This is a genomic window from Collinsella aerofaciens, assembly GCF_015546965.1.
GTDB classification, from domain to species: domain Bacteria; phylum Actinomycetota; class Coriobacteriia; order Coriobacteriales; family Coriobacteriaceae; genus Collinsella; species Collinsella aerofaciens_X.
The window spans coordinates 123,329-138,361 of record NZ_JADMUF010000008.1; the positions used below are offsets into that span (position 1 = coordinate 123,329).

The 15,033-nt window shown below is 58.7% G+C and carries 14 protein-coding genes; 7 read left to right on the forward strand and 7 right to left on the reverse strand.

Going from position 1 to position 15,033, the window contains the following annotated elements:
• The first annotated feature begins 35 nt into the window (after positions 1-35).
• From I1M21_RS07020 to I1M21_RS07030, 3 genes are read left to right on the forward strand one after another with little or no spacing between them, the layout of a single operon-like run.
• A complete protein-coding gene (locus I1M21_RS07020) occupies positions 36-416 on the forward strand; it encodes a GntR family transcriptional regulator (RefSeq protein WP_195193000.1) in 381 nt (126 codons plus the stop codon).
• Between the two features lie 23 nt (positions 417-439).
• Entirely contained in the window at positions 440-1,321 is an 882-nt protein-coding gene (locus I1M21_RS07025) for an ABC transporter ATP-binding protein (protein WP_195193001.1), read from the forward strand.
• Entirely contained in the window at positions 1,318-2,016 is a 699-nt protein-coding gene (locus tag I1M21_RS07030; protein WP_195193002.1) for an ABC-2 transporter permease, read from the forward strand. The genes I1M21_RS07025 and I1M21_RS07030 overlap by 4 nt, the downstream gene beginning before the upstream one ends.
• Positions 2,017-2,106: 90 nt before the next feature.
• Here the strand turns inward: I1M21_RS07030 and I1M21_RS07035 are convergent, their stop codons facing one another.
• The 3 genes from I1M21_RS07035 to I1M21_RS07045 form a co-directional block, all read right to left on the reverse strand.
• Positions 2,107-3,411 (reverse strand): chloride channel protein, encoded by a 1,305-nt coding sequence (locus I1M21_RS07035; protein ID WP_195193003.1) that lies wholly within the window; start codon positions 3,409-3,411, stop codon positions 2,107-2,109.
• Positions 3,412-3,536: 125 nt separating this feature from the next.
• Positions 3,537-4,070: an LOG family protein gene (locus I1M21_RS07040; protein WP_195193004.1), complete on the reverse strand. Its 534-nt coding sequence runs from the start codon at positions 4,068-4,070 to the stop codon at positions 3,537-3,539.
• A gap of 36 nt (positions 4,071-4,106) precedes the next feature.
• Positions 4,107-4,532 (reverse strand): potassium channel family protein, encoded by a 426-nt coding sequence (locus I1M21_RS07045; protein WP_195193005.1) that lies wholly within the window; start codon positions 4,530-4,532, stop codon positions 4,107-4,109.
• A gap of 198 nt (positions 4,533-4,730) precedes the next feature.
• On the opposite strand from I1M21_RS07045, the gene I1M21_RS07050 reads away from it, so the two are divergent.
• On the forward strand, positions 4,731-7,535 hold the full coding sequence (locus I1M21_RS07050; RefSeq protein WP_195193006.1) for an ATP-binding protein: 2,805 nt from the start codon (positions 4,731-4,733) through the stop codon (positions 7,533-7,535).
• 54 nt (positions 7,536-7,589) lie between these two features.
• Positions 7,590-8,069, forward strand: coding sequence for a pyridoxamine 5'-phosphate oxidase family protein (locus I1M21_RS07055; RefSeq protein WP_195193007.1), 480 nt, complete (start codon positions 7,590-7,592; stop codon positions 8,067-8,069).
• Positions 8,070-8,139: 70 nt separating this feature from the next.
• Here the strand turns inward: I1M21_RS07055 and I1M21_RS07060 are convergent, their stop codons facing one another.
• The 4 genes from I1M21_RS07060 to I1M21_RS07075 all read right to left on the reverse strand — a co-directional run bounded on the left by I1M21_RS07060 (position 8,140) and on the right by I1M21_RS07075 (position 13,406).
• On the reverse strand, positions 8,140-10,332 hold the full coding sequence (locus I1M21_RS07060) for a hybrid sensor histidine kinase/response regulator (protein ID WP_195193008.1): 2,193 nt from the start codon (positions 10,330-10,332) through the stop codon (positions 8,140-8,142).
• On the reverse strand, positions 10,329-11,198 hold the full coding sequence (locus I1M21_RS07065) for a substrate-binding periplasmic protein (protein ID WP_195193009.1): 870 nt from the start codon (positions 11,196-11,198) through the stop codon (positions 10,329-10,331). Before I1M21_RS07065 ends, I1M21_RS07060 begins: the two co-directional genes overlap by 4 nt.
• A gap of 144 nt (positions 11,199-11,342) precedes the next feature.
• Positions 11,343-12,557, reverse strand: coding sequence for a MalY/PatB family protein (locus I1M21_RS07070; RefSeq protein ID WP_195193010.1), 1,215 nt, complete (start codon positions 12,555-12,557; stop codon positions 11,343-11,345).
• 111 nt (positions 12,558-12,668) lie between these two features.
• Positions 12,669-13,406, reverse strand: a complete 738-nt coding sequence (locus I1M21_RS07075; RefSeq protein ID WP_229025668.1) for a tRNA (N6-threonylcarbamoyladenosine(37)-N6)-methyltransferase TrmO — start codon at positions 13,404-13,406, stop codon at positions 12,669-12,671.
• Between the two features lie 140 nt (positions 13,407-13,546).
• Here I1M21_RS07075 and I1M21_RS07080 point away from each other — a divergent pair, with 140 nt between their 5' ends.
• Both I1M21_RS07080 and I1M21_RS07085 read left to right on the forward strand, forming a co-directional pair.
• A complete protein-coding gene (locus I1M21_RS07080; protein WP_195193012.1) occupies positions 13,547-14,374 on the forward strand; it encodes a TipAS antibiotic-recognition domain-containing protein in 828 nt (275 codons plus the stop codon).
• A 51-nt stretch (positions 14,375-14,425) separates the two neighbouring features.
• Positions 14,426-14,671 (forward strand): glutaredoxin family protein, encoded by a 246-nt coding sequence (locus tag I1M21_RS07085; protein ID WP_195193013.1) that lies wholly within the window; start codon positions 14,426-14,428, stop codon positions 14,669-14,671.
• Positions 14,672-15,033: the final 362 nt, after the last annotated feature.

The following is a 15,033-nucleotide window of genomic DNA, read 5'->3' on the forward strand; positions in this document are numbered from 1 at the left end:
ATATACACGTGTAGCCCAACAGCTAAGGAGCCGCTGTGGACATTATCCTATCCAATTCGAGCGACAAGCCCATCTACGAGCAGATATCCTCGCAGGTCAAAGCTCAAATCCTTTCGGGCACGCTCGCCGCGGGAGCCAAACTCCCCAGCATCCGCGCACTCGCGAGCGACCTGGGCGTGAGCGTCATCACCACCAAGCGCGCCTACGCCGATCTGGAGCAGCTCGGGTTTATCTGTACCGTGCAGGGCAAGGGCTGCTTTGTTGCCGACGGCAACCAAGAACTCTTGCGTGAAAACCAGCTCTGCCATATCGAAGAGCTGCTTACGCAGGCGGCAGAACAAGCCGAAGCCCTGAGCGTCACGCGCGACAAACTGCACGAGATGCTCGACCTGGTAGCCCCCGAAACCATGCAGTAGCCATCTGCAAGAAAGGCTATACCATGCAAAACTTGTTAGAACTCAAAGGTGTCTCACGCCGCGTGAGCGACCGTTTTTCGCTGCGTGATGTCATGCTCGCCGTGGAGCCCGGCCAGATTGTTGGCTTTGTGGGCGCTAACGGTGCCGGCAAGACAACGACCATTCGCGCCGCGCTCGGGCTTATCAAGCTCGATGCCGGCGAGGTGCGCCTGTTTGGGCAGCGCTGTGGCGCCGACGCGCCCGATGAGACACAGCGCTGCCTGCGCTCCCGCGTCGGTCTCGTCCTGGACACGTGCCCCTTCCCTTCAACGCTCAAGGTGGGCCAGATCGAGGCACTCGTAGGTCAGGCGTACCCCACGTGGGACCGCAAAACGTTCGCCGGATTCATCGACCGATTTGGCCTCGATCCCAAGACAAAGGTCAAGAACCTCTCCCGCGGCATGGGCATGAAACTGCAGCTTGCCTGTGCACTCAGCCATAATGCCAAGCTACTCCTTTTGGACGAAGCCACCGCGGGCCTCGATCCCATGGCGCGCGAGGAACTGCTCGATGACCTGCTTGCTTTTGTCGCCGACGGCCAGCACAGCGTGCTGCTCTCGAGCCACATTACGTCCGACCTCGATCGCGCCGCCGACCGCGTCATCTGCATCGATAACGGCTCGATTGTGTTTGACCTGCCGCGCGAGGACATTACCGACCGAGCCGGCATCGCCCACTGCACCCAAGCGCAGGCCGCCGAGCTTATGGCTTGCGTCGAAGGTGCCCATGCCGCCCGCCACGCCTACAGCGTGGACGTGCTCGTGCCCAACCGTCGCGAAACGCTCGAGGCCTTTCCCGAGATTCCCTGCGATCGGGTAACCATTGACGACTATCTTCGCCTCACGCTGAAAGGGGCTTCAAAATGAAACGCGCCTTTATGTCCGAGCTCGCCATCGCTCGCACGCTCATCCCGAGCATTGCGGGCGTCGGCCTGTTCATCTTCGTCGTGCTAACCCTTGCCAACGCATCGGACGGCGATTCCGGTATGAGCGCCGGCGCCTGCGCGGTCAGCGCCATGTCACCCATCATAATCATGAACTCACTGGCTGGCTACGATAACCAAAACGGCTGGGAGCGCTATCGGGCAACGCTGCCGTTCTCGCGCAAAGACATCATCTGCGCACGCTACCTGTGCATTATTGCTTTCTCGGCCGTCATGGCATGCGCCGCCGTGCTTTTGAGCATCATCGCCCTTCCGTTCTTCGATCACACGGGCATTCCCTCGACGGGACAGACCGTCTTTGAGATCACAATAGCCTCCGCCGCATCGATGCTCATCTCCCTCATGATGGTGTTTTTGGCACAGCCGCTGTTCTTTCGATTTGGACACATGGAGGCGCTGCGCCTTTCCGTCGGCCTGTTTGCCCTGATGGGCTGCGGTACCATGGCGATGCTGAGCTCTTCCAACCCCATTAGCAACTGGCTCATGTCGATTGCCGGAGCGAATCCCAATCCTGCCGTCCTTGGCGGTCTGTGCGCAGGCATCGCCGTACTTGCCCTCGCGCTATGTGCAATCAGCTGCACCGTCAGCACCAAGGTTTATCGAGTACGCGATCTGTAGCCACGCGTATCTCAATCCACGAAGGACGCGATCGCCGCCCCTCCCCGTAAATCCGTGACAAATGGCATATCCCCAGCGTGAGCCACCGTACTACTTGCGCAGCGGCTTGGGCAATGGAATACCGGCAGCGATAACGGCCGCGATGATCATGCAGACGATGCCTTTGAGCGGGAAGCACATGAGCAACAGGCCCACGACCATAATGGGTTGGCGCATGACGGCGCCCATCGTCGATGCCGTGCAGACGGCGACGCAAAAGACCGGATCGGCGCCGGTGAGGATGGCAAGGCCGTAGCCCAGGCTCACACCCGAGAAGATAACCGGGAAGAAGTGGCCGCCACGCCAACCAAGGTTGATGAGGGCGGGCGTCAGCATGGCCTTAACAAGACCGGTCGCGATAAGCACGCCAGCGGGAATGGTCAGGTAGGTTTCCATGAGCACGTCGGCCTGGGTCTCGCCGGCAAACATGGTGTAGGGCAGAACCGTGCCACAGATGGCGAGCGCCAGACCGGCTAGCATGGCCTTGACGACAGGACGCTCCCCTATTGCATGAGACAGTGCCTCGCTCGCGTGCTCAGAGACAAAGTACAGCCAACCGCATACGGTGCCGACCAACGCCAGCGGAATGAGCCAGACAAGTTCCAGGTTGCCCACCACGGCGGCCTCGAACCTCGGCATGCCCATGCCGCCGCCCACAAGCTGGCCGAGCAGCAGGTAGGTGCCCAGACCGCCGGCAATCGCAATGCCGTAGACCACCGTCTTTTGCGCCTTGGGCAGCTTGATGGTGATCTCGCCGGACGCGGATTCATCGTCGGCGTCTTCGCCCTGGCCGTCAGTACTTCCGGCAAGCGGTGCCACAAAGCCAAAGACGGGCGCGGTAAAGAGCGCCGTCAGGGCAGCCTGGGTGCCCAGCAGCGTGAGCTCCCTAAACTCAGCTCCAAAGCGACGCATGCGATCGCCGACCCAGCTGCACAGACCCGCGATAACGCCGGTCAGGCCGGCCTCCGGTCCAATGCTGCCACCAAACAGCAGCGGCAGCAATGCCGCGAGCGAAAGCTTGCCCAGGTTGTCGTACGGGTAGCGCCCATCGCGCTTTACCTTGGCCATCACCTGGTTGAGGTCATCGGTCTTGGTGCCCGTCGTCTTTTCGTACAGACCGATCAGCAGGCCGCCCAGCAGGCAGACGAAAAACGGGTATGGCAGAAAGCCAAACGGTCCGCTGGCAAGCTCGGGCGAAGCGACGCCCAGCGCGTGCGGAATCTCGGTCCATAGATAGTCGATACCGTGCTCCATCGCAAAGAAGAACAGCCAGACTGCGGCACCTGCGAACGCACCGGTCACGGCAACGCTAGCTAAAAACAGCGCGCGGTTTGTGGGTTTGGCAAGGTTATCCATCGGGTCCTCCCGCGGTCAAAGTCGACATAGATACGTTTTATTGTAGAGCGAGTGTGGCCCAGACAAGCCAGCCGTCTGCGCCGCAAACGGCACCATTGGGAGCCATAGTGGGGCAGGCTCAAGGCTTATCCGTTGATAATCGAGGCAATCTCGCGCAAATCGTCGGCAAAGTAGATGCCGTGCTGGCGCTTCAGGCTCGAAAGCCCCTTATCAATCATGTGCCCGAGCAGCGCCTTGAGGTCGTTGTAGTAACCGTTCAGGTTGTACAAAATGCACGGCGCATCGAGATGCCCCAACGACACCGCGGACATGACCTCGGCAATCTCCTCGAGCGTGCCCGTCCCACCGGGAAAGGCGATGAACGCATCGCCGAGCTCAATCATCTTGGCCTTGCGCTCGGCCATATCGCTCGTCACGATAAGGTCGTCGATACCGTCATGCTGAAACTCGGCCTCGATAAAAAAGCTCGGCTCAACACCCGTCACATGTCCACCTGCCTCGAGCACGCTATCGGCGAGCGCACCCATCAGGCCCGACTTGGACCCGCCGTATACCAGCGCGTGTCCGTTGGAGCCAATCCAGTTGCCCAGCTCCTGCAGCGCGGGCAGAAACGCTGGGTCGTTACCAACGCTGGCACCCAGATACACGGTGATATTCATATTCAGTCCCCCCAATCGTGACGCGCGGCGCCCGTTCTAGCGTTGGCGGCGGCGATATTCGCGCACGCGGCGCGACAGGTCGGCGAGCTCGTCACGATCGAGCTCCTCCAAATGCTCAAGATCGTCCATAAAGCGCGCCATGGTGTCCTTTTGGCGCAGCTTGATGAGCGTATTGCAGTAGTTCACCGCCACGCCCGTAAGCATGGCGATATAGAAGATACTGATGACGCTTAGGATGACGGTAATGCCGCGGGCAACCGGCGTTTCTGCCGGGATATCGCCAAAGTCGATCGTCGAGACCGTCTCAAAGCTAAACCACAGGCCATCACCAAAGGTGAGGGTCGTAGGCTCGGACAGCCAGACAGCCGTCGAGCACAGCAGGTAAAAGATAAGAAACAGGCCCGTGATGCGTGCAAAGCCAGCCTGTCGCAGCACATCGGCAAGCGTCCTCAACCTGTTCATCGCGACCCCTTTTCCCAGACGCCCAATCACATTCGCTCGATATTGTCCCACAACCGACAGTTAGGGACGTTCCTTTTGTGCCGGCAGAAAGGGACTGTCCCCAACTGCCGGGCGGGATCGTTTAGCGATGCAGCTGCCGACTGGGCAGGCTGAGCTGGTATCCTTATGCGGTAATGTCTCGATTCGTTAGGATTGCATGTGAGAGCTTCCGCTGTCCTTCGTTCAGTTATATATCGCACCCTGGCCGTTGCGCTTACCGCGCTCGCCGTACTGAGCGCCGTCGCGCCCGCCCCTGCCTTTGCCGCCGACTCTGATCAGCAGGCCAAGACGGTCCGCGTTGGTTGGCTCGTCAACAACGAGGGCATCCAGGACGGCACCCCCGGCGAGCGTCTCTCGGGATGGGGTTACGAGTACCTCCAGACCCTGTCGTACTACACGCCCGGCTGGCGGTACGAATACGTCTCCGGCACCTTCACCGAGCTTATGGACATGCTCGAGGCGGGCGAGATCGACCTCATGCCCAACATCTCCTACTCTGAGGAACGCGCCCAAAAGCTGCTCTTTTCCTCGAACCCCGAGGGCACCGAGCGCTACTTCATCTACGCCAAGCCCGATCGCGACGATCTGGCCAAGGGTGACCCCCAAGCGCTCCAAGGCCTTACCATCGGCTGCAACCCCGGCGTTATGCAAACCTTCGTTGGCCAGCAGTGGCTCGCCAACGAAGGCATTACCTGCACCTATAAAGAAATCGACACTGGCGGTGCCCTCTTTGACGCGCTCGCAAACAACGAGGTCGATGCCATCATCATGAACGACACGACCTCGTCGCCCAGCGCCTCCCCCATGTTCTACATTGGTTCGAGCGACTACTATTTTGCCGTCCCCAAAAGCCGCCCCGACCTGATGGACGACATCAATGCCGCCATGTCGGCAATCGCCCGCGTCAACCCACGCTATATCGACGAAGTCAAATCTAACTACTCGGCCCAAAACAGCGGTTCATCATCGCTCAACAGCCCCGAACGTTCCTGGCTCAAAGCAAATGGCAACACCATCACGCTCGGCTACATTACGGGCAAACTCCCCTACTGCAACGAAGACGAAAACGGCGAAATGGAAGGCTCGCTCGCATCGCTTGCGACGACGTTGCACGATAAATTTGGCATTACGGTCAAAACCGTCGCCTTTGATAGTTACAAGATGATGTCAAAGGCCCTGTCAAAGGGAAGCATAGACGTTGCGCTGCCGGTATACCGAGATTACTGGTTTGCCGAGCAATCAGGCGTTGTGCAGTCGGTATCGTTGGGGACCATATCCCTCACCGCCATCCACACCGGCAGCGACCTGAACAAAGACCTTCAGAACATCGCCTGTACCAAATCATCGTTTGTCAACAAAAATGCACTTGAAAGTCTGTTCCCCACAGCGACCGTGACCGAATACCAATCCGACGATGAAGCGTTCGACGCCCTCAGGAAGGGAACGGCACATTGCATCGTCGCTCCCAGCTCACGCGTAAAAACCATCGGCGACCGTTATGATCTCGAGGGCTACGAGACGGTCGAGCTCCCTGACACCTGTGAGCTCTCGTGCTGGATTTCGCGCGGAAAGCCCGAGCTGCTGGGAATCATCAACAAGGGCATCATCAATGCCGGAGAATCGCTCTCCGCAAGCAATTACTCCTCCACGTCGTACACGGCCCAGGAATCCAACACGCTTCAATTCCTTTATCGCAACCGCACCGCCATTGCAGCTACCCTCATCGGTATGTTGTCGGTCGGCATCGTCCTGCTCATCTGGGCGCTCGCGCGCGCTCGAACCGAGCGCAAAAAAGCCGATGCTGCCAACGCCGCTAAGACGGCATTCCTCACGCGCATGAGCCACGACATCCGTACGCCGCTCAACGGTATCCTGGGCCTTATCGAGATCGAGGAATTGAAGGAAGGCGATATCCAGGTCGCCCGCGAGAGCCGTGCCAAGGCGCGCGTTGCCGCCAATCACCTGCTCTCGCTGATCAACGACATCCTCGAGATGGGCAAAATCGAAGACCGCAAGCTAACACTGGAGCATGCGCCTTTTAACCTCAAAGAGCTCTGTGACGATACGCTGGTGCTGTGCAAGCTCCACGCGTCCAGTAACGGCATCACCATGCAGGACAATAGTCTGCCGTACGCCACGGGGCCATACATGGTCGGCAGTCCCACCCATATCCGACAGATCATGATCAACCTGTTAGACAACAGCATTAAGTACAACAAGCGCGGCGGCTCCGTCACCTTTAGCTCAAAGACCAAGCCACTCGATAACGGGCGCGCGCTCTTTTGCTTTAGCGTTTCGGATACCGGCATTGGCATGACTCCCAAATTCTTAAAACATATCTATGAGCCGTTTGCCCAAGAAGGTAACGATGCGCGCAGCAAGTTCCAAGGAACCGGCATGGGCATGCCAATCGTCAAGTCGCTTATTGAACTGATGGGCGGCACCATCGAAGTCACCAGCGAGTTCCATGTGGGCACCACGTTCTACGTGGAAATTCCGCTCGATATCGACAAGAATCCCCAGGCGCGGGCGAATACGGTTGAGAGTACGCTCGACTGCTCGCTCGCCAACATGAACGTGCTGCTCGCCGAAGACAACGAATTGAACGCCGAGATTGCCCAGGCGCTGCTAGAATCCGAGGGCGTCGTGGTCACCCGCGCCGCCAACGGCAACGAAGTCGTCGATCTGTACCTGTCACATCCCGCCGGCAGCTTCGATGCGATTCTGATGGACATTATGATGCCGGGCATGGACGGCTATGAGGCAACCCGCGCGATTCGCCTGAGCAAGAAGGCCGATGCAGCCGATATCCCCATCATCGCGCTCACCGCCAATGCCTTTGCCGAGGACGCCAAGGCGGCACACGACGCCGGCATGAACGCCCATCTGTCCAAACCGCTCGACTTTAACAAGCTCAAAAACATACTCGCCCGCATCAAGAAAAACGGACCCGTTTCGCTATAGTTTGTGCTATAGTTTGTGCTCAACCACCACGCACGACCAGAAAGGAAACCAACGATGTTTAGGCCCTTACGTCGAAAGAAATGCGCCATCACTGACGAGGAAGCGCGCGAACTGCTCGCTACCTGCAAGCGCGGCGTCTTTGCCGTCAACGGCGACGATGGCTACCCGTACGCCATTCCCGTCAACTACTTCTTTGACACCGAGCACGACAAGATTTATTTCCATGGCGCCAAGGCTGGCCACAAGGTCGACGCACTCAAGCGCGATGACAAGGTCTGCTTTACCGTTTACGGCAACGAGTGGTACCAGGACGGTGACTGGGCTCCCTACGTTATGAGTACCGTGGTCTTTGGCCGCTGTCGCCTGGCAAATGACACTCCCGCGTTTATCGAGGATAAAGTCCGCCAGCTCGCGCTTAAGTACTACCCTTCTGCCGAGGAAGTCGAAGAGGAAATCGCCAAGGACATTAAGGGCGTCCAGCTCTACGAGATTACGATTGAACATCTTTGCGGTAAGCAGATTCAGGAAAAGTAAGCCCCCTCAGCAGACCTCATCAATAGCAATATGGCCCGGTTCCAACCAACATTAGAACCGGGCCATATGCTTATAAAGCGTCGGCAGCTATGTGCGCAAGCGCCTCAACAAGTTCCTGCGAGCTCACGGGTTTACTCAGGTGCGCGTCCATGCCCGCCTCACGCGAAAGCCTGCGGTCGTCGGCAAAGGCGTTGGCACTCACGGCGATAATCGGCGTAGTCGCGGCATCCTCGCGATCGAGTGCTCGAATCTGACGTGTGGCCTCAAGGCCGTCGATACCGGGCATCATGATGTCCATCAACACCACGTCGTACTCGTACGGCGCGCTCGCGGCAAACATCTCGACGGCAGACTCGCCATCCTTAGCATGCGTCACGACGGCACCGGCACGGCTGAGCGTAAACTGCGCGATCTCGGCATTCAGATCGTTATCCTCTACGAGCAAAACGCGCAGGCCCTGGAGCGCATCGCCGTCGCCCGCATCTACGCGAACTGCCTGAGGAATCTCGGAGCGGTCGCACTTCTCGAACGGCAGGCGGATGGTAAACGTCGTTCCCTGCCCCAAGGTGCTTGTAAAGCTCATGGTTCCGCCCATAAGCTCGACCAACTGTTTTGCGATAGGCGCGCCCAGGCCAGTTCCCGATGAAGCGCCTTCCACCTGTTGCTCCTCGCGGCAAAACGGCTCGTAGAGGCGCTGTTGGAACTCCTCGCTCATGCCAATACCGTTGTCGGCGATCGTGTATTCATAGACGGGGACGCCATCCGCTGGCTCCACCTCGCGGCACACCAGGCGAACATAGCCGCCCTGGCGGTTGTACTTGACGGCATTGCCGGCAATATTGAGCAACAAGCGCTTGAGGTGCGTCACGCTCACCCGCGCATAGGGATGATTAAGCGTCTGCTGGTCGCAGATAATTGTCACCAGACGCTCCTCGGCCTGGCGCTCCAAAATATCGCGCACCTCGTGGTTGAGGGTTACCAAGTTTGTGGGAACAAGCTCCAGTTCGATCTGCCCGCTCTCCAGACGACTCATATCCAGGGCCTCGTTGGCAAGGTCGAGCAGCAGTCCCGATGCCGACCAGATCTTTGAGCGGCACTCAGTCTGCTTTTGCAGATCGTCCGCATTGGCATCGCCGACCTCAACCATACCGCGAATGCCGTTGATGGGCGTGCGCAGATCATGGCTCATGCGACGCAAAAATTCCGTTTTTGCAGAGTTGGCAGACGAGGCCTCACGCGCTGCCTTTGCCAGCCTGTCGCCATAGTCGCGCTCCTGCTGCAGCAAGTCCGTCAAACGTCGACGATCAGCGCGGCGGCGCGCCATCACAACAACGGCTATAACACCGCCGTAGAGCACCAGCACGCCGGCAGCAACAGCCGCGACGACCTCAAAGTAGCGCCGCGCCGAGGCATAGGTGTACACGTAGAACCCGCGCGCTTTTCCAAATGTGCCCAAATACCACTCGCCATTGGCGTTAACCAATCTGACCTTACCAGCCGGGCATCGATCCTTTATACCGTCGACAATGAAGACATCCGTCGCAGGCAGATCGGACACGCCCAATATGGTGGGTTCAACGGCATTGGTCGCAACGACTTTGCCATCGCTTTCGATCACGATATTGCCACTGTCGATGGTCTCATAACCACCGAGCAGGCTCTGCAGTTTGAGCGTATTGCTTGCAACTGCCTTCGCGTTCTGATGCCTGACCGCGATAACGATGCCCTCGCCATCTTGCCGGGTCACGCAACCAATGTCTGCAACCGAATCATCCGAAAGCGTAATGCGGGCGGCATAGGACTTAAGCGGATGGGCCGCCACCTCCAGCACGGGTGCTTCCTTGAGATACGTAGCGAGCGACTCGTAGCCCACGCCATCCGTCGAGGACTCGGACACCAAATTGCCCGATGCGTCCGTCACGATCAGTGCGCTCACGTTGAACTGGTCGGCATATTGCTCCAGCATGGCGTTATCCACCGAACCGTCGCGCTCCATATCGCGCGCTGCCTCTCCTGCGATCTCCATAACGCGAATCAGGTTTTTGGTCGTATAGGCGCTATTGAACGCATCGTATGAAAGGCTCTGCGTCGCCACGTAATCGACAACGTCGGCAAAGCGCTGCTCGGCTTGGGCCGTCGTGTAACCGTAGCTCATCATGCCGGCAACAACCGAGAGCGCTATCCCCAGCAGAGCGACAAGGAGCCATGCCCCTGCCGAACGATTGCCCCGCTCCTCTACGGCGTGGTTGGGCGCATCGATCATGACAGGCCCTCCATATTCAAAAATGGCGAAGGGTCATCAAAGTACTTTGACACCAGACGTTCCATGGTGCCATCGGCAAGCATTTCTTGGTAGGCACGGGTGAGTTTAACGTCGATGCCGCGCGTATCATTGATATCGAAAGCGGTGCCCAAACCAACCTCTAGCAGCGGCTCATCCAAAATGCGATACGTTACGCCATAGTCTTTTTCGTAGGTGAGCAGCGAGGACTCATGCGCGGCGATGGCGTCGACCAGACCCTCGACGAGCGCCGGGTTCAGGTATGAGCGGTCCGAAAAGCAGTAGAGCTCTTTGATCTGCGGAACGTTTTCATTTGTACGATTGAGCAAAATGTCCTCGGGCTTGGTGGTGGACTGGACTGCCACGACCTTATCCTCAAGATCGGCAAGCGTGTAGATATCGCTCTGGGGATCGACCGCGACCACCTGGCGGCTCGCAAGGTACGGGCCGGCCCAACGATACTCGTTTTCGCGACCCGTCATGCTAAAGCTGCCCATGACGCAATCGAGCTCGCCGCTCGCCAGCAGCTCGTTCTTCTTTTCCCAATCGATCAGCTGGTACTTTGGCTTGTAACCAATGCGGGCCAAAGCCTCGGTTAGTATCTCGACATCCAGGCCAACGATATCGCCGTACTCGTCGGTATACACAAACGGTGGATAGAGGTCGCTGCCAACATTGAGCGTCTTAAGGTTGTCGTCTTTGGCTTGCGAGGCGCCCAGACCTTCAAATGCAGACGTCGAGGCTCTGCCATTCGACCCGGAACAGCCAGCTATCGCTACGACAAAGGCACACGCTACCGCAAGCGCGACAAACAACGATATGGCAACCGAGCGGCGAGGTCTTTTCATCGAGCTCCAGAAGATCCTGTTTACAGACTGAAATGGTAAAAAATAATAGCAAACAAAACCACACGAGTGCCCAATGGCTACAGACGTTTTACCGTGCGGGGCCTTCCAGCCGACTTGGCAGAAGGCCCCGCATGCAGCGCGCACTTACCGTGCATTAAAAACGTAGCGGTCCAGGCGGTCGCACGCTTCCCTCACGCGCGAAAGCGGCAGCGCCAGATTCACACGAATGTGGCAGGGCCCGTGGAACGGACGGCCATCTTGGTAGCCAACGCCCACTCGCGGCCCCTCGTCGAGCAACCACTGAATATCGCGGCCATGCTCGCGGCACCACTCGGTGCAGTCCAGAAACACCATGTACGTGCCCTGCGGACGCGAATAGGACACGCCCTCAAAATGCTCGTCCACGTAATTGCAGAAGTACTCGATATTGCCGGCAAGCACCTGGTTGAGCTCGTCCACCCACTCGTAGCCCTGCGGCTGGTAGGCACCGATAAGCGCATGCATGGAGAGGACGTTCATCTCGTTGTAGTGGGTCTTGTCGGACACGGCGCACACGCGGTCGCGCAGCGTCTCATTGTAGATGATGTGGTAGCTGCCGACCAGGCCCGCCAGGTTAAACGTCTTGCTCGGCGCGTAGAGGGCAACCGTGCGCATGCGGGCATCCTCGCTCACCGACTGCGTCGGGATGTGCTTGTGTCCCGGCAGGATGATATCGGACCAAATCTCGTCCGAGATCACCACGCAATCGTGCTGGCGATAAATGTCCATGGCGCGCTCGATCTCGTCGCGCTCCCATACGCGGCCGCAGGGATTGTGCGGCGAGCAGAACACCGCGGCATGGATGTGGTTTTGGGCGAGCTTGTGCTCCATGTCCTCAAAGTCCATACGCCACACGCCCTGGTCGTCGAGCTTAAGCGGGCTGTGGACAATGTGATAGCCCGCGGCCTCAATGGACTTGGTAAAGCCGATGTAGGTAGGGCTGTGGACCAACACCGCATCGCCTGGCTGAACATACGCACGCAGCGTCGACACGACACCGCCCAGCACGCCGTTTTCGTAGCCGATATGTTCAGGGCGCAGGCCCTCGACGCCATTGCGGCGGCTCTGCCATTCGATGATGCGGTCGAAGTACTCGGGACGCGGATTGAAGTAGCCAAACATGGGGTGCTGAGCGCGCTTGATGATGTACTCCTGAACCGTGGGCACCGTGGCGAAGTTCATGTCGGCCACCCACATGGGAATGCGGTCGAAGCCCTCGTCGGGTGCGTTCGGAGCCATACCGGGGATCTCGCCCCAGGAGTCAACGGCGATGGAGTCCATGCCGTGGCGGTCGATAAGCGAGCTAAAGTCGTATTTCATGCTGAGCCCCCGTGCAAAGTGATTGTTTTGGTAGGCGTTATTGTCCACCAGCGTGGGCGGTTTTGGCGCGGAGTTTGGCGTTTAATTTGACGGGTGCGGACGAATGGCTGGTTAGTCTTGCGCGTCGTTGACTGCGACTACGGTTAGCTGGGTTTCGTCGACCGTAAACGATATGTCGAGCCCGGCGTAGGCCAGATGGTAGACGCGGTTTGGCTCGTGCTTGCTGCCCGCGCGGCGCGGATCTTGGCGAAGGACCTCGACCAAGCCGGGGAGCTTTGCGGGCGGGACCATATCTTGCAGCGCTCGTGGGAACTCGACGTCGAGCTCTTGCCACGGAGTATCCTCGATCCAGCCGCCCGTCGCATCCGGGTGACAGTCGGCAAACGGAATGTAGGGCTTAATGTCGTAGATGGGCGTGCCGTCGCGCAAATCGGCCCCCAGCACATAGATGATGGGGCCATCGTCAGTGAGCTCGACACGATCGAGCTTGACGCAGGTGAGCCCAATGGGATTAGGGCGAAACGGACTGCGCGTGGCAAACACGCCCACGCGCTCGGCTCCGCCCAGACGCGGCGGGCGCACGGTCTTCGACCACTTGACGTTGGTGCCGGACCTGTCCTGCGTCTTGGCATCGGTAGCTATGTCCTTAACCGTGCCGCCGGGCGTTCCGTTTTCAAAGCGCCACAACAGCCATAGGTGAGAGAAGGAGTCCAGGCCCTCAACCGCTGCGTTGGAGGCAAATTCCGGCTCAAAGACGATGCGTCCCTGCAGATGGGGTGCCAAAAAGCTGTTGCGCGGAATGCCGAACTTCTGCGGCAGGTCGGTATGTATGTGTGCAATAGGTTCCATGCCGGTCATTGTACGGCATGGAGGTGTGGGGCGTTGCGCGCAATTCTTCGCCGCAGTCCCCGTCGTGCAACCAACGGTTGCTTGGAAGGGCGCCTGCCGCCGCGTATGCTTAAGCCATCAACCAGCAGAAAGGAGCCGCTATGGCCTTTGCAGAAAAGCTCATTGCCATCCGTCGCGCCCATCACCTTACCCAAGAGCAGCTCGCCGCCAAACTCTTCGTCACACGCCAAGCCGTCAGCCGTTGGGAGCGCGGCGAGGTCACCCCGGGCATCGACATGATGAAGCTCATTGCCGCCGTAACCGGCGAGCCACTGTCCCACCTGCTCGAAATGCCCGAGCATTATTGCCAGAGCTGCGGCATGATACTCACGCCCGACGACTGCGGCACCGATGCCACGGGCGCCACGACCGACCATTACTGCAAGTGGTGCTACGACCACGGCAAGTACACCTACGACACCACCATGGAGGCAATGATCGAGGATTGCGCCCCGCGGCTGGCGCAAAACACCGGCATGTCGCTCGACGAAGCCGTCTCGCTCATGGGCGCCGTCCTGCCGCAACTGGAGCGCTGGCGCACCGTGCAGGAAAACGAGGAGCGCTACGGCGCCGAAGCGCGGGCACGCTATGGCGATGAGGCTATCGATGCAGCAAATGAAGCGCTGCTGGACATGGACCCCGAGACATGGAACGACATGAAGGAACTTGAACGCGCTGTTCTGGGCCAACTTTCGATTGCCATGGGCATTGGCGACCCAGAGAGCAACGAGGCCCACAAACTTGTCGCAATGCACCGTCGATGGATTGCCCTTAACTGGGGACACGAGCCCCAAGACGAAGCATACCTGGGCCTCGCCCACGGCTATCTTGCCGATCAGCGCTTTGTTGACTACTACGACAAGCCCTGCGGCACCGGAGCCACGGCGTTTCTGGTCCAGGCCATCGAGTCGTCGTTGACGCGCGCATAGACCGCGGCTGCTTTGGGTATTTCAATCGAAACCTCAACCGATTGGAGACCCATGGCTACTAATCATGAGCTCACGCTGTACGTTATGACCGGCTGCCCGTATTGCATAAAAGTCAAGCGATTCCTTGCCGATAACGGTGTGGCCATCCCCGAGCGCAATATCTCGACCGATACCGAGGCCGAGCAGACGCTCATCGCCGTCGGCGGAAAACGCCAGGTTCCCTGCTTGTTCATCGACGGCAAGCCGCTCTACGAGTCAAGCGACATCATCGCGTGGGTGCAGAAGAACCTGCTCTAACACTCGCGTTGCGACCGGCTCGCCCCAACCTATACGACCCAAACATGTACGCCAGCATCCAAAGTCGACCATTTCCGACATCTTTGGATGCTGGCGTACAGCTTTTGGGTAGCCATGGACGCTCTTAGCCGGCTAATTGTTTGAGGCGACCTTTGGATTATGGCTGTTTGACGCCTCTGGAAAGGTTTCCGAGAGGGCTGTGGTCAAAAAAGGCCAAATATGAGTACTGCTACCTGTTTAGTAGCAGCGATTTTGATCACTTCAGGAACTATTCAACGTTCCACTGGTCGCGCGCGCAGACGTGGTGTAAGAGTGTCCTGAGGTCCGTCGCTGCAAGCCCCGATGTTACTCCTTCTTGAGGC